Source organism: Salinivibrio siamensis, from assembly GCF_001996005.1.
GTDB lineage: Bacteria > Pseudomonadota > Gammaproteobacteria > Enterobacterales > Vibrionaceae > Salinivibrio > Salinivibrio siamensis.
In genome coordinates, this window is record NZ_MUFB01000013.1 from 1 (window position 1) to 18,244 (window position 18,244).

10 protein-coding genes, 8 tRNA genes and 3 rRNA genes are annotated in these 18,244 nt (G+C 50.6%); 15 read left to right on the forward strand and 6 right to left on the reverse strand.

Annotation, left to right across the window (positions count from 1 at the left end; translation table 11 throughout):
* From BZG73_RS08350 to BZG73_RS08385, 8 genes are all read left to right on the forward strand, one after another.
* Positions 1 to 307 (forward strand): 16S ribosomal RNA (locus BZG73_RS08350); the annotation flags it as partial.
* Between the two features lie 91 nt (positions 308 to 398).
* A tRNA-Ile gene (locus BZG73_RS08355) sits at positions 399 to 475 on the forward strand.
* Positions 476 to 607: 132 nt separating this feature from the next.
* Positions 608 to 683: transfer RNA gene (locus BZG73_RS08360), tRNA-Ala, on the forward strand.
* A gap of 123 nt (positions 684 to 806) precedes the next feature.
* Positions 807 to 882: transfer RNA gene (locus BZG73_RS08365), tRNA-Ala, on the forward strand.
* A 261-nt stretch (positions 883 to 1,143) separates the two neighbouring features.
* Positions 1,144 to 4,030 (forward strand): 23S ribosomal RNA (locus tag BZG73_RS08370).
* A 164-nt stretch (positions 4,031 to 4,194) separates the two neighbouring features.
* Positions 4,195 to 4,310: ribosomal RNA gene (gene rrf / locus BZG73_RS08375) — 5S ribosomal RNA — on the forward strand.
* Positions 4,311 to 4,369: 59 nt separating this feature from the next.
* A tRNA-Asp gene (locus BZG73_RS08380) sits at positions 4,370 to 4,446 on the forward strand.
* A 122-nt stretch (positions 4,447 to 4,568) separates the two neighbouring features.
* Positions 4,569 to 4,645: transfer RNA gene (locus BZG73_RS08385), tRNA-Asp, on the forward strand.
* Between the two features lie 196 nt (positions 4,646 to 4,841).
* Here the strand turns inward: BZG73_RS08385 and ilvY are convergent.
* Entirely contained in the window at positions 4,842 to 5,705 is an 864-nt protein-coding gene (ilvY, locus tag BZG73_RS08390; protein WP_077668089.1) for an HTH-type transcriptional activator IlvY, read from the reverse strand.
* 132 nt (positions 5,706 to 5,837) lie between these two features.
* On the opposite strand from ilvY, the gene ilvC reads away from it, so the two are divergent.
* Positions 5,838 to 7,322, forward strand: a complete 1,485-nt coding sequence (ilvC, locus tag BZG73_RS08395) for a ketol-acid reductoisomerase (protein WP_077668090.1) — start codon at positions 5,838 to 5,840, stop codon at positions 7,320 to 7,322.
* Positions 7,323 to 7,395: 73 nt separating this feature from the next.
* On the opposite strand, the gene ubiK is transcribed toward ilvC, so the two are convergent.
* From ubiK to BZG73_RS08415, 4 genes are all read right to left on the reverse strand, one after another.
* Positions 7,396 to 7,662, reverse strand: coding sequence for a ubiquinone biosynthesis accessory factor UbiK (ubiK, locus tag BZG73_RS08400; protein WP_046074487.1), 267 nt, complete (start codon positions 7,660 to 7,662; stop codon positions 7,396 to 7,398).
* Between the two features lie 93 nt (positions 7,663 to 7,755).
* Positions 7,756 to 10,848 (reverse strand): multidrug efflux RND transporter permease subunit, encoded by a 3,093-nt coding sequence (locus tag BZG73_RS08405; protein ID WP_046074486.1) that lies wholly within the window; start codon positions 10,846 to 10,848, stop codon positions 7,756 to 7,758.
* Positions 10,849 to 10,860: 12 nt separating this feature from the next.
* Positions 10,861 to 11,967 (reverse strand): efflux RND transporter periplasmic adaptor subunit, encoded by a 1,107-nt coding sequence (locus BZG73_RS08410; protein ID WP_046074485.1) that lies wholly within the window; start codon positions 11,965 to 11,967, stop codon positions 10,861 to 10,863.
* Positions 11,968 to 11,988: 21 nt separating this feature from the next.
* Positions 11,989 to 12,549 (reverse strand): TetR/AcrR family transcriptional regulator, encoded by a 561-nt coding sequence (locus tag BZG73_RS08415; RefSeq protein WP_077579524.1) that lies wholly within the window; start codon positions 12,547 to 12,549, stop codon positions 11,989 to 11,991.
* 167 nt (positions 12,550 to 12,716) lie between these two features.
* Between BZG73_RS08415 and rep the strand changes: the two genes are divergently transcribed.
* Positions 12,717 to 14,738: a DNA helicase Rep gene (gene rep / locus BZG73_RS08420; protein ID WP_046074483.1), complete on the forward strand. Its 2,022-nt coding sequence runs from the start codon at positions 12,717 to 12,719 to the stop codon at positions 14,736 to 14,738.
* Between the two features lie 44 nt (positions 14,739 to 14,782).
* On the opposite strand, the gene BZG73_RS08425 is transcribed toward rep, so the two are convergent.
* Positions 14,783 to 15,076 carry a c-type cytochrome gene (locus tag BZG73_RS08425; protein ID WP_369795698.1) on the reverse strand — a complete coding sequence of 98 codons (294 nt, stop codon included), beginning with the start codon at positions 15,074 to 15,076 and terminating at the stop codon, positions 14,783 to 14,785.
* On the opposite strand from BZG73_RS08425, the gene BZG73_RS16340 reads away from it, so the two are divergent.
* The 5 genes from BZG73_RS16340 (at position 15,047) to BZG73_RS08445 (ending at position 18,202) form a co-directional block, all read left to right on the forward strand.
* Positions 15,047 to 15,136, forward strand: a complete 90-nt coding sequence (locus tag BZG73_RS16340; protein WP_369795697.1) for a hypothetical protein — start codon at positions 15,047 to 15,049, stop codon at positions 15,134 to 15,136. The two genes, BZG73_RS08425 and BZG73_RS16340, sit on opposite strands and share 30 nt — an antisense overlap.
* 404 nt (positions 15,137 to 15,540) lie before the next feature.
* Positions 15,541 to 15,617: transfer RNA gene (locus tag BZG73_RS08430), tRNA-Arg, on the forward strand.
* Between the two features lie 35 nt (positions 15,618 to 15,652).
* Positions 15,653 to 15,728, forward strand: a tRNA-His gene (locus tag BZG73_RS08435).
* 25 nt (positions 15,729 to 15,753) lie between these two features.
* Positions 15,754 to 15,830 (forward strand) — tRNA-Pro (locus tag BZG73_RS08440).
* A 653-nt stretch (positions 15,831 to 16,483) separates the two neighbouring features.
* Positions 16,484 to 18,202, forward strand: a complete 1,719-nt coding sequence (locus BZG73_RS08445) for an ABC transporter ATP-binding protein (protein WP_046074481.1) — start codon at positions 16,484 to 16,486, stop codon at positions 18,200 to 18,202.
* Positions 18,203 to 18,244 lie beyond the last annotated feature (42 nt).

Consider the following 18,244-nt stretch of genomic DNA (forward strand, 5'->3'; position numbering starts at 1 on the left):
ATGAAGTCGGAATCGCTAGTAATCGTGGATCAGAATGCCACGGTGAATACGTTCCCGGGCCTTGTACACACCGCCCGTCACACCATGGGAGTGATGAAGTCGGAATCGCTAGTAATCGTGGATCAGAATGCCACGGTGAATACGTTCCCGGGCCTTGTACACACCGCCCGTCACACCATGGGAGTGGGCTGCACCAGAAGTAGATAGCTTAACCTTCGGGAGGGCGTTTACCACGGTGTGGTTCATGACTGGGGTGAAGTCGTAACAAGGTAGCCCTAGGGGAACCTGGGGCTGGATCACCTCCTTACTGACGCTATTKTTGCGAGTGTTCACACAGATTGTATAGGTTGAAAGTCAAAGAGATACGAATGCCTTAGTGAAAGGCTCGTACCTTAGATGGGTCTGTAGCTCAGGTGGTTAGAGCGCACCCCTGATAAGGGTGAGGTCGGTGGTTCAAGTCCACTCAGACCCACCACTTCTACTTACCCTGCGTCATCTTTGATAGCTGCGATGCTCATGTGCTAGCGCACACTGCGCGTCTCACTTCAAATCTGACTGGGTTAAGCGAAGTGGCTTCTTCGAAGAAGTCTGTCTAAGGAATTATGATGGGGCTATAGCTCAGCTGGGAGAGCGCCTGCCTTGCACGCAGGAGGTCAGCAGTTCGATCCTGCTTAGCTCCACCACTTTTTAAGCGCATTTATGGTGATAAGTGTCTTTAAAAAGTGGTTTATCGTATTGATAGAATCACATGCTCTTTAACAATCTGGAAAGCTGACAAGTCATTCTTAAAGAATGACAGTAATTTAGGGGCTATAGCTCAGCTGGGAGAGCGCCTGCCTTGCACGCAGGAGGTCAGCAGTTCGATCCTGCTTAGCTCCACCACTTTTTAAGCGCATTTATGGTGATAAGTGTCTTTAAAAAGTGGTTTATCGTATTGATAGAATCACATGCTCTTTAACAATCTGGAAAGCTGACAAGTCATTCTTAAAGAATGACAGTAAAGTTCTCAATCAGTGACAGAAATGTCACTCACACAATCAAGTGTGCTTGGGCTTTGTCTTATTTGATAAGCAAAGTCTCTATTTTGAGTCCGGCAAAAACAAAACCTTAGTTGTTTTCATGCAAGACCTTTTGGGGTTGTATGGTTAAGTGACTAAGCGTAGACGGTGGATGCCTTGGCAGTCAGAGGCGATGAAGGACGTACTAACCTGCGAAAAGCGATGGTGAGCTGGTAAGAAGCATTTGAGCCATCGATGTCCGAATGGGGAAACCCACCTGCATAAGCAGRTATCTTAGYGTRAATACATAGCGCTAAGAGGCGAACTCGGGGAACTGAAACATCTAAGTACCCGAAGGAAAAGAAATCAATTGAGATTCCGGCAGTAGCGGCGAGCGAACCCGGAGCAGCCCTTAAGCGGCTTAGGCGTTAGGTGAACAGGTTGGAAAACCTGGCAATAAAGGGTGATAGCCCCGTAACCGACGGCGCCTTAGMCGTGAAAACGAGTAGGACGGGACACGTGATATCTTGTCTGAACATGGGGGGACCATCCTCCAAGGCTAAATACTCCTGACTGACCGATAGTGAACCAGTACCGTGAGGGAAAGGCGAAAAGAACCCCTGTGAGGGGAGTGAAATAGAACCTGAAACCGTCTACGTACAAGCAGTGGGAGCCTCCTTKKKGGGGTGACCGCGTACCTTTTGTATAATGGGTCAGCGACTTAATGTTAGTAGCAAGGTTAACCGCATAGGGGAGCCGTAGGGAAACCGAGTCTTAACTGGGCGAGTAGTTGCTAGCATTAGACCCGAAACCGAGTGATCTAGCCATGGGCAGGTTGAAGGTTGAGTAACATCAACTGGAGGACCGAACTCACTAACGTGGTAGCGCCTCGGACGAATACTACTGGGGGTAGAGCACTGTTAAGGCTAGGGGGTCATCCCGACTTACCAACCCTTTGCAAACTCCGAATACCAGTAAGTACTATCCGGGAGACACACGGCGGGTGCTAACGTCCGTCGTGGAGAGGGAAACAACCCAGACCGCCAGCTAAGGTCCCCAAGTTATCGCTAAGTGGGAAACGATGTGGGAAGGCTCAGACAGCCAGGATGTTGGCTTAGAAGCAGCCATCATTTAAAGAAAGCGTAATAGCTCACTGGTCGAGTCGGCCTGCGCGGAAGATGTAACGGGGCTAAGCGATACACCGAAGCTGCGGCAATGTCCTTATGGATATTGGGTAGGGGAGCGTTGTGTAAGCTGTTGAAGGTGTGCTGAGAGGCATGCTGGAGGTATCACAAGTGCGAATGCTGACATGAGTAACGATAAAGGGGGTGAAAAACCTCCTCGCCGGAAGACCAAGGGTTCCTGTCCAACGTTAATCGGGGCAGGGTAAGTCGGCCCCTAAGGCGAGGCCGAAAGGCGTAGTCGATGGGAAACGGGTTAATATTCCCGTACTGCTGCTTACTGCGATGGGGGGACGGAGAAGGCTAGGTGGGCCTGGCGATGGTTGTCCAGGTTCAAGTGCGTAGGCTGATTTCTTAGGCAAATCCGGGAAATCAAGGCCGAGACACGATGTCGAGCCACCAAGGTGGTGAAGTCATTGATGCCATGCTTCCGGGAAAAGCCTCTAAGCTTCAGGTAAGTAGCAACCGTACTCCAAACCGACACAGGTGGTCGGGTAGAGAATACCAAGGCGCTTGAGAGAACTCGGGTGAAGGAACTAGGCAAAATGGTACCGTAACTTCGGGAGAAGGTACGCTGCCCGCGGTGAAGTCCCTTGCGGATGGAGCTATGGGCAGTCGCAGATACCAGGTGGCTGCAACTGTTTATTAAAAACACAGCACTGTGCAAAATCGAAAGATGACGTATACGGTGTGACGCCTGCCCGGTGCCGGAAGGTTAATTGATGTGGTTATCGCAAGAGAAGCCATTGATTGAAGCCCCGGTAAACGGCGGCCGTAACTATAACGGTCCTAAGGTAGCGAAATTCCTTGTCGGGTAAGTTCCGACCTGCACGAATGGCGTAATGATGGCCACGCTGTCTCCACCCGAGACTCAGTGAAATTGAAATCGCAGTGAAGATGCTGTGTACCCGCGGCTAGACGGAAAGACCCCGTGAACCTTTACTACAGCTTGGCACTGAACATTGAGCCTACATGTGTAGGATAGGTGGGAGGCTTTGAAGCGGCGACGCCAGTTGYYGTGGAGCCATCCTTGAAATACCACCCTTGTATGTTTGATGTTCTAACTTAGCCCCGTTATCCGGGGTGAGGACAGTGCCTGGTGGGTAGTTTGACTGGGGCGGTCTCCTCCCAAAGYGTAACGGAGGAGCACGAAGGTGGGCTAATCACGGTCGGACATCGTGAGGTTAGTGCAATGGCATAAGCCCGCTTAACTGCGAGAGTGACGGCTCGAGCAGGTACGAAAGTAGGTCATAGTGATCCGGTGGTTCTGAATGGAAGGGCCATCGCTCAACGGATAAAAGGTACTCCGGGGATAACAGGCTGATACCGCCCAAGAGTTCATATCGACGGCGGTGTTTGGCACCTCGATGTCGGCTCATCACATCCTGGGGCTGAAGTCGGTCCCAAGGGTATGGCTGTTCGCCATTTAAAGTGGTACGCGAGCTGGGTTTAGAACGTCGTGAGACAGTTCGGTCCCTATCTGCCGTGGGCGTTGGATGATTGAGGGGAGCTGCTCCTAGTACGAGAGGACCGGAGTGGACGAACCGCTGGTGTTCGGGTTGTGTCGCCAGACGCATTGCCCGGTAGCTAAGTTCGGCACAGATAAGCGCTGAAAGCATCTAAGCGCGAAGCTGGCCCCGAGATGAGTCATCCCTAGAGCTTCGAGCTCTCTAAAGGGTTGTCGATAAGCGCTGAAAGCATCTAAGCGCGAAGCTGGCCCCGAGATGAGTCATCCCTAGAGCTTCGAGCTCTCTAAAGGGTTGTTCTAGACTAGAACGTTGATAGGCAGGGTGTGTAAGCGCTGTGAGGCGTTGAGCTAACCTGTACTAATTGCCCGTGAGGCTTAACCATACAACACCCAAGAGGTTTTGGGTTGGACTTRAAATAAGCCAGTTGATTGTGGCGAGAACRAACAGCTTTCTAGATTWAGGAACGAATTTATCAAATACATCCTTGTATTTGACCCTGACGGGCCGCACTRAAGTGCGTTAAATTTTGTTCCAGACAAAATTTTGCTTGGCGACCATAGCGCTTTGGACCCACCTGAYTCCATGCCGAACTCAGTAGTGAAACGAAGCAGCGCCGATGGTAGTGTGGGGTCTCCCCATGTGAGAGTAGGACATCGCCAGGCTTTGAATACAATTGATTAAAGCAAAGAGATATAAGTCTTTAGTCATACAGAATTGGTGCGGAGTGGTAGTTCAGTTGGTTAGAATACCGGCCTGTCACGCCGGGGGTCGCGGGTTCGAGTCCCGTCCACTCCGCCACTACTTAGAAAGCGCCGATGGTAGTGTGGGGTCTCCCCATGTGAGAGTAGGACATCGCCAGGCTTTGAATACAATTGATTAAAGCAAAGAGATATAAGTCTTTAGTCATACAGAATTGGTGCGGAGTGGTAGTTCAGTTGGTTAGAATACCGGCCTGTCACGCCGGGGGTCGCGGGTTCGAGTCCCGTCCACTCCGCCACTACTTAGAAGCCCTGCTAATTTTAGTAGGGTTTTTTTGTTATTGGCAGGTTCGCCCTGCGGGCGAATGAGTCCCGCAGGATGGCCTGCCCGTTGTCCGCAACCCCGGCCCTCCGCCACTATTTAGAAACCCTAGCTGAAAAGCTGGGGTTTTTTGCGTTTAAGCCCCAGCATCATTGTGTTGGGGCTTTTTGTGTTTATCGCATGACATCGAGTAGGGCGTTGAGTAAAGGCTCTTTTGCGCGGGAAGCTTTACAACAAAGGCCCAGTTCGAGAGGTTGTACAATTTCTTGGCGTAATCGCTCAACCTTGTCTTTTACTGGGCTGTTATCAATCACTACATCGGGTGCGACACCAATACCACAGCCCAATGCCACCATACTGACAATCGCCTCATGGCCTGCTATTTGTGCGTAGACGTTTGGCTCGATCCCTTTACTGGTCAACCATTGATCAGCGAGTTCGCGCGCTGTCCCTGATTCGGGCAAGATTAATGGTGTGTGCTGCCAGTCAATGGCTTGTAGGTCAATGCCACTGCTGGCCATTGCCGGTGCGATAACCGACAAACTGACTGTATCAATCGGTTGAAACACCAAGCTGGATGACAAGCGTTTGGGTTTAGCGGCAATGGCAATGTCGGCGCTATTGTCTTGCACCTTCTCTTCTGCTTGGGCGGGATCGCCAGTCAGAAGCTGTAGCTCGATATTTGGGTATTGTTGACGAAACCGCGCGAGGAGCTCAGGTAAATGGCTATAGCTTGCAGTGACCGAACAAAAGAGCGTGAGCTTACCGCCGAGCAAAGAGGCATGTTCATTGATACTGGCTTTAGTCGTGTGCCAAAGCTGAAGAATATCGCGTGCGACGGGAAGCAGCGTTTTACCTGCTGGGGTGAGATCGACCGCTTTATTGGTGCGAATAAACAGCGGCTGACCGATATCTTCTTCAAGACGTTGGATGATTCGGCTCAAGGCTGAGGGGCTGACGTGCATCGCTTGTGCGGCCCGGGTGTAGCTTTTGGTGTCACAGAGATGGAGGAAGCCCGTGAGTTGCTTTGCATTCATGATTTTATTGTTGCTTTAATTGCAATGTTATATTGTGAATATATCACTTTAGGCAATATAGTGGTTAGGGTAGTATCAAAAATACGCGGTGAAAACACACCCAATCACGGATTTGAATCAATGGAGCACCCCATGGCGAACTACTTTAATACCCTGAATTTGCGTCAACAATTGGAACAATTAGGCGTATGCCGATTTATGGATCGTGACGAATTTGCCACCGAGGCCGAATTTCTCAAAGGTAAAAAAGTGGTGATTGTCGGCTGTGGTGCGCAAGGGCTCAACCAAGGCTTAAACATGCGCGACTCGGGTCTTGATGTGGCTTATGCACTGCGACAGGCTGCCATTGATGAAAAGCGTCCTTCTTATCAGAACGCGGCTGAGAATGGATTTGAAGTGGGTAGCTACCAAGATTTGATCCCACGGGCAGACTTGGTGATTAACCTTACACCAGATAAACAGCACTCCAACGTCGTCGAAACCGTGATGCCACTGATGAAAGAGGGCGCCGCGCTCGGTTACTCACATGGTTTTAATATTGTCGAAGTCGGTCAGCGTATCCGTGAAGACATTACTGTGGTTATGGTGGCACCTAAGTGTCCGGGTACCGAGGTGCGTGAAGAATATAAACGCGGCTTTGGTGTGCCGACGCTGATCGCTGTCCATCCAGAAAATGATCCTAAAGGTGAAGGCTTTGAGATTGCGAAAGCGTGGGCAGCTGCAACCGGTGGCCACCGTGCTGGCGTACTTGCCTCTTCATTCGTGGCAGAAGTGAAATCCGATCTGATGGGTGAGCAAACCATCCTGTGTGGGATGCTGCAGGCAGGCTCGGTCGTTTGCTATGAGAAAATGATCGCAGAAGGTGTTGATCCAGGTTATGCGGGTAAATTGATTCAGTATGGCTGGGAAACCATTACTGAAGCGCTAAAGTTCGGTGGCATCACTCACATGATGGATCGCTTGTCCAATCCAGCGAAAATCAAAGCCTTTGAGTTGTCGGAGTCGCTTAAAGAACTGATGCGCCCCCTCTATAACAAACACATGGACGACATCATCGCTGGCCATTTCTCCGCGACCATGATGGCCGATTGGGAAAACGGCGATAAAGACTTGTTCACATGGCGTGAAGAAACCGCACAGACCGCGTTTGAAAACTATCCCGAGTCGGATGTAAGCATCAATGAGCAGGAATTCTTTGATAACGGCATTTTGATGGTAGCTATGGTGCGTGCAGGGGTCGAGCTTGCTTTTGAAGTCATGGTGTCATCTGGCATTATCGAAGAATCAGCGTATTACGAGTCATTGCATGAATTGCCTTTGATTGCCAATACTATTGCGCGTAAGCGCTTGTACGAAATGAACGTGGTCATTTCCGATACGGCTGAGTACGGCAACTACTTATTCGCAAACGTGGCGACACCGCTGCTGCGCGAACACTTTATGCCAACAGTGAGCGCAGATGTGATTGGTAAAGGGCTTGGAGAAACCTCTAACCAGGTCGACAACGCCACCTTAATCGAGGTCAATGACCGTATCCGCAACCACCCAATTGAGTATATCGGTGAGGAATTGCGCGGCTATATGACCGATATGAAACAAATTGCGCTCGACAAATAAAAGCGCGGATCGTTTGAGATAACGCGGAAGAGAAGCCTGGCCTGAGGGTCAGGCTTTTTTATATCTGCGTGGGTTATTCTTGGTTATCTGTCGATTGACCCACTTTTGCTTCCATGGCATCCAGCTTGGCTTCGAGTTCGGTGAGCTTTTGACGGGTGCGCAGTAACACCTGGGTTTGTACATCAAACTCCTCACGGCTTACTACATCCAGCTTAGTCAGTTGGCCTTGGATGGCTTGGCGCACACGGCTTTCCATATCCGTGCCTAACTCTTTAACAGGCTGAGGCATGGCGTCGTGAATTTGCTTGGCCATTTGCTCAAGTTTTTTGGGGTCAAACATGGAATACTCCTTTATTAACTGTCTTTATTCTATGTAAATACGCACAGCTTGTCGAAAGGATGATAAAAGAAAAGGGCCCGAAGGCCCTTTGGGTTAGTGTGATGCGCGATAGTCTTCATCGAGCTTATCAAGTTCATCGTCTTCGACAAACACAGGCAGTGGTTTGTGCTTGCTGGCCAGGTAGGTGTAAATCACTGGCAGAACGAATAGCGTGAATAACGTACCGATAGCGAGACCCGCTACGATCACAATCCCGATGCTAAAGCGTTGCTCGGCGCCTGCGCCGGTGGCGAACATTAGCGGGATGAGGCCTGCAATCATCGCGGCAGTGGTCATTAAGATCGGACGCAGACGAATTTTGGCCGCTTCTTTTACCGCGTCCATTCGGCTGGCTTGATGATGCAGTTGCTGCTCTTTAGCCACCTCACAGATCAGAATACCGTGTTTGGTAATCAGACCTATCAAGGTTATCAACCCGACTTGTGAGTAGATGTTCATTGATGATAGCCCCCACGCGAGTGCAATTAAGGCACCACAAATCGCAAGTGGCACAGAGACCAAGATCACCAGTGGGTCGAGCAAGGATTCAAACTGAATCGCCAGTACCAGATAAATGATCGCTAAGGCGAACAAGAAGGTGGCATACAGCGCGCTGCCTTCTGTCACGTATTGGCGAGACTCACCGAGGTAATCGTGCTGATAGCCTTTAGGCAACTCTGCTGCCTTGCTTTCGAACCAATCCACCGCGGTACCCATGGTGACACCGGGCGCAGATACCGCACTGATGGTCGCAGCGTTTAGCTGATTAAAGTGCGGGAGTGAGCGAGGCTCCGCGGTGACTTCAATGTCAATCAGCGAGCCCAGCGGAATGGAATCACCGTTGGCCGCACGAACATAGTAGCTCTCAATGGACTCAGGGTTGAGGCGATATTTACGCTCCACTTGCGGGATCACCTCATATGAGCGGCCATCAAAGTCGATACGGTTGACGTAGCCATCCGCCATCATGGTGCCAATGGTGGCGCCAATATCACGCATCGTCACGCCATATGACCCAGCTTTGTCTTTATCAATGCTGATATTCATGGTGGCCGAATCAAAGTTAAGGTTCAGCTCCGAATAGACGAAGTTCGGGCTAGATTGTACCTCGGACATAATTTCGGCGGTCACTTGATAGAGACTTTCGAAATTATTCGGGGTCGTCACCACAAATTGGATCGGCAAGCCGGAGGAGGCACCGGGCAGTTCTGGCATTTCAAAGGTGGTGACCTTCATACCCGGAATGTCTTTCACTTCGTCAGCCATGCGTTTTACCACTTCGGACTGACTGGCTTCCCGCTCACTCCAAGGCACCAGTGAGGCGATACCAAACGCTTGATTCGATTTCGGCACCCCAGAAAAGACCTGAGAAAAGGCCACTTCTGGTTGTTCGTCGAGCTTTTGGTTCACTTCCGCCATGCTGTTTTGGATGTAATCCAGGTTAGCCGTCGAGGGTGCCGTCCCCATCATGACTACCACGCCTTTATCTTCCGATGGTGCGAGTTCACTGGGGATAAAATTAAATAGCACGGGTAAAGAGGCAAAGACGATGACCGCAAAAGATACCACCACAGGACGGCGTTGCATCACCTTACTAAGAAGATGAGCATACTTGTCGGTCATTCCATCCAAGAAGCGGTGAACGGCAAGCTCAAAGCGACTTGGCTTGGCATTGGCTTTCAGCATGGTCGAACACATTACCGGTGAGAGTGTTAATGCGACAATCCCGGAGACAAACACAGCCCCAGCAAGCGTTAACGCAAACTCTTTAAACAGCGAGCCGGTGATCCCGCCCATCATGGCGATAGGGGCATACACCGCCGCCAATGTCAGTGTCATGGAGATAACCGGCACGGCAATTTCCCGTGTACCAATAATGGCCGCGCGGAAAGGGGACTCTCCCAGCTTTATATGGCGGTCGATGTTTTCCAATACCACGATCGCATCGTCGACCACCAAGCCGATAGCCAGCACCATCGCCAGCAGGGTCATCAAGTTCAGTGAGAAGCCAATCATTTCCATCACCAACGCCACACCAATCAGGGATAGCGGAATGGTGATAATAGGGATAATTACCGCGCGGAATGAGCCCAAGAACAGGGTGATCACCACCAACACGATCAGTGCCGCTTCAATGATGGTTTTGATCACCTCATTGATGGACTCATTGATTGCATTAGATGAGTCATACAGCACATTCATCTCGATATTGCTTGGCATGTTGCGCTCAACTTCCGGCAACATATCCATGACGTCAGCGGCAATATTGATGGGGTTAGCCGACGGGGTGGCATTGATCGCGGCGACAACGGCTTCAGAGCCATTGGCCAGTGCACGTACCCGATCATGGCTTTTCTCGAGTGAGACCTTAGCGATGTCTCCGAGGCGTACGACACGACCATCTTGGGTATCCACCACCAAGTTACTCAGCTCTTCAGGGGTGGAGACCTGGGTATCGGCACTGCCGTTATAGATCATAAAGGTACCAATCGCCTGACCGGTGGCCGACTGGTAGTTGTTGGCATCAAGCACGGACATCACGTCGGTGGCCGCCAGCTTAAATGCCGCCATTTTCTCCGGATCGAGCCACACGCGAAGGCCATACTTCACCCCGCCGTAAAGGTCGATTTTGGAAACGCCATCCACGGTAAACAGCTGAGGTTTGACCACGCGTTCGAGGTAGTCGGTGATCTGACTGGAGTCGAGCTCGGGTGAGGTAAAACCAACATACATCACCGCGGTGGTCGAACCGGTCGACATCGATACTGACGGATCTTCGGCTTCAGCGGGGAGCTGAGCACGCACCGAGTTTACCTTGGCGAGAATATCGGCCAAGGCGGCATTAGGGTCGGTATTAAGCTTCATATTGACCGTAATGGTCGAAGAACCAAGCACCGACTCTGAGGTCATAAAGTCAATATTATCAGCTTGGGCCACGGCTTGTTCGAGTGGCGTCGTAATGAAGCCCTGAATCAAGTCGGCACTGGCGCCATAATAGCTGGTTGTGATGGTGACCACGGTATTGGTCATCTCCGGGTATTCCCTGACTTGCATCTTAAATAAAGATTGCAGGCCGAGCAGCGCAATCAGAATACTGATTGACGCGGCTAGCACGGGGCGCCGGATAAAAATATCAGTAAAGCGCATCACATCCTCGTCTTACAATTGAGGTAATTGTTCTGGTGGTGTGAGAGCGTCGTTTTCGACGATTTTCACTTTGGAGCCATTGCTTAATCGCACTTGGCCGGAGGTGACGACCTGATCGCCAGGTTGCAGACCTTCGATAATGCGTGCTTGATGGCCACGACGCTCACCGACTTTGAGCACTTGTTGGAACGCGCGTTTTTCCCCTTCTTCTTCGCGGATCACGTACACACTTTCCCCGTACAAGGTGAAATTAATCGCGGTTTGATCAATCACGATTTGCTCTTCAATGGTGGGCAGAACGATATCGGCACGGGCAAACATCCCTGAGCGCAACTGACCATCGTTATTCGGGATGTTCGCTTCCACCTTGATAAGACCACTCTGGCTGTTGACCGCAGGCTCAATGGCACTGATAGAGCCGATGAATTCCTTTTCAGGATACGCGTCGACAGTAATGCGCAACGGCTGGCTCAGACGGATTTTAGAAATATCTGTTTGTGGCACGGTAAAGCGCAGCTTCATCACCGAGGTATCCTCGAGGCGAGCAATATCCGTACCTGGCTGCAAGTATTCACCTAAGAAAACATCACGCAGGCCAATCACACCATCGAAGGGTGCTTGGATATTACGACGGGCAATGGTGGCTTTCAGTGCGTTAATGTCAGCTTGTAGCGACCGATAATTGGCCTCGGCTTCATCCAGCGCTTCTTTAGAGATAGAGCCTTTAGCAAACAGTCCTTGGTAGCGTTTAAACTTGGCTTCCGCCGCCGGTAGGCGCGCTTGGGTGCTGGCTAAATTGGCTTTTTCAACGCTCGAGTCGAGCTCGACCAGGTTTTGCCCACGCTCAACGGTTTGGCCAGACTCAAAATTAATCACATCGACGACACCGGCAATTTGGGTGGTTAAGGTGATCCCTTGGTTAGGCTCAACAAAACCAATGGCGTCAAGCGTTGGTGTCCAAGGCTCAGCCTCAACCGTCACCGCGGTGACTGGGTGGGTGGGCTCTGGCATGTTTGCCATATACTCTGCAATCTTTTGCTGCTTGAACAGGTTAAAGCCAATCACACTGCCAAACAGCAGCAGCGCGAGGATAACCATAAAGAAAAACCATTTTTTCATCGAAGTAAGCTCCGAACGTCGTTAGTGAAGAGAAATTGCATCCCAGCAAGCGTGGATCGCATCTGCGATAGCATGACTGTCCAGGGTTATAACACCCCGAACCTGTTTGCGAGCTAAACAAAAAGCGGGTTCGAGTCCCAAGGTGATTAACACCTCATCATCGAGGGGCTTGAGCACGCCTTGTTGCTTACCTTCTTGAAAGACTTGATAAAGGTCGGAGAAGGCATCTCGCTCCCGCTGAGCGTGTAACTGGTCGTCCCGTGGCAGCGCATCAAACTGGTCTCGAGACAATAGCAGATGATCGCGTTGTAGCATCATGGTCCAAGTATTGCGCCATAAGCGTTCAAACTGACGTTTGAGTGTTGGTTCATCCTTGACCCCTTGCTGGATATGGGTCGCACACTGCATCATCAGGTGCGAAGACAGTTGGCGAAGCAAATCATCCTTGTCTTTGAAATAGCGATAAATGGTCCCTGCAGCGACGTGTGCTTGTGTCGCCACTTGTTGCATTGAGACTTTATCGAGCCCGACCGTCGCGATTAATTGCTCGGTCGCGGCAAAGATTTGCGTACGTTTGTCCATAGATAATACACCAAGCAATGAATGAACGTTCATTCATTTTAGAGCGTTTTTCGCGCAAATGACAAGCATAAAGTGTAGCAAGCAAAATGCACTCTGCTGCGGTGAGATAGACATCAGTTGGATTCGCTCTACAATGCTCATTCAGCCACTGATGAGGTGTTGTCACCATGAAACTTAACCCCGCGCAATCCGATGCCGTACGACATATCTCTGGACCTTGCTTGGTCTTGGCAGGGGCCGGCTCGGGAAAAACACGTGTCATTACCCATAAAATTGCCTATTTGGTTCAGCAATGTGGCTATAAAGCGCGCCATATCGCTGCGGTAACCTTTACCAACAAAGCGGCACGCGAGATGAAAGAGCGGGTAGCACAAAGTTTAGGAAAGCAAGAGTCGCGTGGTTTGATGGTGTCGACCTTTCATACCTTGGGCCTCAATATCATTCGGCGAGAATATAAAACCTTGGGGCTCAAGGCAGGCTTTTCGCTGTTTGATGATCAAGACCAATTAGCTTTGTTAAAAGCCCTGACCGAACAAGAGTTGGATAACGATAAAGATTTGCTCCGTCAGTTAGTGCATACCATTTCCAACTGGAAAAATGCCATGTTGGGGCCGGATGAAGCACTGGCTCAGGCGCAAGGCGAGCGTGATCAACTGTTTGCCGCCTGTTACGCGCGCTACCAAAAACAAATGCGTGCGTATAACGCGCTGGATTTTGATGATCTCATTTTGATGCCGGTCGCGCTACTTAGCCAAAACCAAGCCGTACGCGAGCGGTGGCAAGCGCGCATTCGTTATTTATTGGTCGATGAATATCAAGATACCAACACCAGCCAATATCAGTTAGTGAAGCTGCTAGTGGGTGAGCGTGCACGTTTCACGGTGGTCGGGGATGACGATCAGTCAATTTACTCGTGGCGAGGGGCTCAGCCGAAAAATCTGGTGTATCTTCAGCAAGACTTTCCGCGTTTGCACGTGGTGAAGTTGGAGCAAAATTACCGCTCAACCAGTCGCATCCTCCGCGCGGCCAACATCTTGATTGCCAATAATCCCCATGTATTCGAAAAGACCTTATTTTCTGCTTTACCTGATGGCGACATGCTCAAAGTATTGACGGCCAATAATGAAGAACATGAGGCGGAGCGCGTGGTCGGCGAGCTGATAGGCCATCGTTTTCTCGGACGTACCCAATACAAAGATTACGCCATCCTTTATCGCGGAAACCACCAATCGCGTTTAATCGAAAAAGCGCTGATGCAAAACCGCATTCCTTACAAGATCTCGGGTGGGACGTCGTTTTTCTCACGTGCAGAAATCAAAGATATCATGGCCTATCTGCGCCTGCTCACGAACCCCGATGATGACAACGCGTTCTTGCGAGTCGTTAACACGCCACGACGTGAGATTGGCCCTGTGACGTTAGAGAAACTCGGCAGTTATGCCAACCAACGCGGAAAGAGCTTGTTTGCGGCAAGCTTCGAGCTCGGGCTAAGTCAACATTTATCGGGACGTGGTTTGGCGTCGCTACAAGCGTTTACCCGCTGGGTGGTAGAATTATCCGATCAAGCCGAGCGAGGCGATACCGTGGCGGCGGTGAGGGCGCTTTTGCGTGACATTCACTACGAAGAGTGGCTGTACGAAACGTCTTCAAGCCCTAAAGTGGCTGAAATGCGGATGAAAAACGTCTCACAGCTTTATAGTTGGATTGTCGCCGACTTAGAAGGTGATAACCCCGATCAGGTCGAACGCAGCTTAAGAGAGGTGGTTCAGCGCCTTACACTACGTGACATGATGGAGCGGGGGGAAGACGATGATGACGCAGACCAAGTCCAGTTGATGACCTTGCATGCCTCCAAAGGGCTCGAATTTCCTTATGTCTACCTGATTGGCATGGAAGAAGGTTTATTGCCGCATCAGTCGAGCATTGATGAAGACAATATCGATGAAGAGCGGCGTTTGGCTTATGTCGGACTGACTCGTGCGCAAAAGGCGCTGACCTTTGTAGTGTGTCGAGAACGGCGTCAATTTGGTGAAGTGATTAAACCTCAGCAAAGCCGCTTCCTGGAAGAACTTCCTTTTGACGATGTGGAGTGGGAGTCGCAAAGAAAGCCTGTTTCACAAGAAGAGCGGATGGAGAAAGGGCAAGCCGCGATCGCCAACCTAAAAGCCATGCTGGATAAAAACAAATAACGCCGCAAGGGCGGCGTTATTGTCACACGGGTTGCGTGGCGGTATTAAAGTGCGTCGAGCATGTGCTCGATAGCCGCCACAATCTCATCATCCGAGCAATCCATACACGTCCCTTTGGCAGGCATCGCATTAAAGCCGTTGATAGCGTGCGTGGTCAGCGTTTCCATGCCTTTATCGACACGTGGCCCCCAAGCGGCGGCATCGCCTGTTTTGGGCGCGCCGGCTGCGCCTGTGCCGTGACACGCGGTGCAGTAGGTGTTGTAGACCTGCTCGCCGCTGCGTGGGCCACTCGGCTCTGCGGCGGCGGTTTGCGTTGGCGCTTCGCCGTCAATATACACATCACCAACCGGGGCAATGCGTTCAGCAATAGCGGCTTTTTCTTGCTCAGACACTTCTAGCGCTTGCGCAGCAGAAGCAAATAACAGGGCCGCCACGGTGGCAACCATAATTTGACCTAGACTTTTTCCCTTTGCGCTCACAATGACACTCCCACATTACTGGTGGCTTAACGCCTTTTTTATCTTATTTGCCGCCAACCTAAGGGGGTGAATCAATCAAGGGTGATTCGGTTGCGGCCTGTCAGTCTCGTCTTAACGGATTTGCCAACGTTGCTGGGTTAACTCCGTGTAAAGATTAGGTGATTATAGCGCTTTAGATTGTTACGTTAAACCGTTATAGTAGAGACCTTACTGACGATTTCTACGCAATTTGTTGAAAAAGAGACCAGTCAGTAAAAAAATTAAAAAAAGTGCTAGACGGCTGGTGGTGATATCCGTAATATTCGTCACCGCCAACGGGGCAAGCGCCCGTAGCTCAGTTGGATAGAGTGTTGGCCTCCGAAGCCAAAGGTCACAGGTTCAAATCCTGTCGGGCGCGCCATTCCGGGGATAAAGGTAATTGGCAAAAAATCAGTGGTGGCTGTAGCTCAGTTGGTAGAGCCCTGGATTGTGATTCCAGTTGTCGCGGGTTCAAGTCCCGTCAGCCACCCCATTATTTTCGCTCACAGCGAATATGTCGGTGAATAGCGCAGTTTGGTAGCGCATCTGGTTTGGGACCAGAGGGTCGGGGGTTCGAATCCCTCTTCACCGACCACTATTACAAACCCTAGCCTAATGGCTGGGGTTTTTTTGTTTGGCCCTCCTCCCTATGACCATGTCTTTACTCCTCAAGCTTCCCCTGTAATAGGGTGACTTTATATCGCTTTGCGAGTACGTGTTGATGATTCTTTTCTCTACGTGGCGACGTTGAGAGAGGATAAAATGCAGAAATTAGAACTCTATCAAGATTCTGATAGATAAAAAGTCACCAATCAGCAATAAAAACCACACCTTTTGATGTGACTGCTATACCTATCATTGTGTGGTTCAAAAAACTGCCTTTCATTTATTAAGTAATCAATTAACTCGATAAATGCGTTTTTTTTGGTGCTTATCGCTGTCATTGTTTACACGCTGTTAAATAACTTTGCTTTATTCTATGCGCGATTTGCTTTAAAACAGGGGAAAGCGTAATACCTTATATCTTTATGATATGAAGTGTATTTTTTGTTTGACGCTTGGGTACACAATCGTAGCCAAGTGAATGAATATTCGAGCCGACTGTGTCATTATGGCATTTTCTGCTGTGATGTTGATTTTTTGTGAAATGTTTGCCAGATTAAATCCGCATCTCTCCGAGGCAAGATCATATCACCTTGTTTTGGTAAGGAAGTCGATCGTCACCTAAGACGATATCAAGGATGAAAAATGTCACTGCTAGAAGTAAATAATCTACGAATAGAGTACCCGTCTCGCCATGGCGTTCACGCCGCCGTGACGTCATTGTCATTAACGATTGAGCGCGGTGAGATTGTTGGCGTGGTGGGTGAGTCTGGGGCGGGCAAGTCCACGGTCGGTAATGCCGTGATTGATTTGCTCAGTCCGCCGGGTCGCATTGCCAGTGGCGATGTGTATCTGGACGGTAAAAAAATCTCCGGGCTAACCCCCAACGAAATGCGCAAAGTGCGCGGTGATAAAATTGGGTTTATCTTTCAAGACCCGATGACCTCCCTGAATCCGCTGTTTACGGTCGAGCAGCAGCTTACCGAAACCATTTTGACCAACTTGAATGTGACGCAGCAACAGGCCTATCAGCGCGCGCTTAATTTAATGGAGCAGGTGGGGATCCCTGAGCCAGAGCTGCGCATCAAACAATACCCCCATCAGTTTTCCGGCGGGATGCGTCAGCGCGTGGTGATTGCGGTTGCGCTGGCCGGGGAGCCGGATCTCATCATTGCCGATGAGCCGACCACGGCGTTGGATGTGTCCATCCAAGATCAAATCCTTAACCTCATCCGCGACTTATGCCAAAAGAAAAATGTTGGCTGTATGCTGGTCACCCATGATATGGGCGTGGTCGCCAATGTGACCGACCGTGTCGCGGTGATGTATCGTGGTGATTTGGTGGAGCTAGGCACCACCCAGCAGGTGTTAGGTGAGCCTCAGCATCCTTACACGCAAAGTCTCATTTCAGCGGTGCCACGCTCTGATATCAAGCTGGACCGCTTTCCGCTGGTCAATTATATCGAGGAAGCCGGTGAAACCCTTGAGCTTGATGTCAAGAATCACTGGCTGGGGCAAAGCCAAGATCAGCGCGCTTACAGCGGTCCGCTACTGCAGGTGAAAGATGTGTCCTTGCGCTTTATTACTAAGGATTCTCTCTTTGCGAGCCGCCGCGAATACGTCCAAGCCTCTGATCATGTCAGCTTTGACGTGGTTGAGGGGGAAACCTTTGGTCTTGTCGGTGAGTCGGGCTCAGGAAAGTCGACCATTGCGCGCGCGATCACCGGGCTTTATCCGCCCAACACGGGGCAAATCATTTTTGAAGATATCGATCTGACCGCGATTAAAAACGAACGCGCCCGACGTCCTATTCGTCGCCAAATGCAAATGGTGTTTCAAAACCCGTATTCATCCATGAACCCACGGATGAAGATTTACGACATTATCGCTGAGCCCATTCGTTTTCACCGTTTGGCCGAAAGCGAGTCTCAAATCCGCCAAATCGTCGGCGACTTGCTTGATCACGTTGGCCTGGGTCGCGGCGCAGGGATTAAATATCCGCACGAGTTCTCTGGGGGGCAACGCCAGCGTATTTCGATTGCTCGCGCATTGGCGACGCGTCCGCGTTTACTGATTTGCGATGAGCCGACATCCGCGTTGGATGTGTCAGTACAAGCGCAAATTTTGAACCTGCTCAAAGATCTGCAGGACGAGCTCAATCTCACCATGTTGTTTATCAGTCACGATTTGCCGGTGATTCGCCAAATGTGTGACCGCATTGGTGTGATGCGCAAAGGCCAGCTGTTAGAAGTGGCACCGACAGAGCAACTGTTTACTAACCCACAACACGAATATAGCCGTCAGCTTATCTCATTGATGCCAGAGTTTAAGGGAATGAGCACGGAAGGTTTGCAACCGGCATAGCACGCTATGTCGACGCGGCATTGCGCCGCACCTCATCCATGA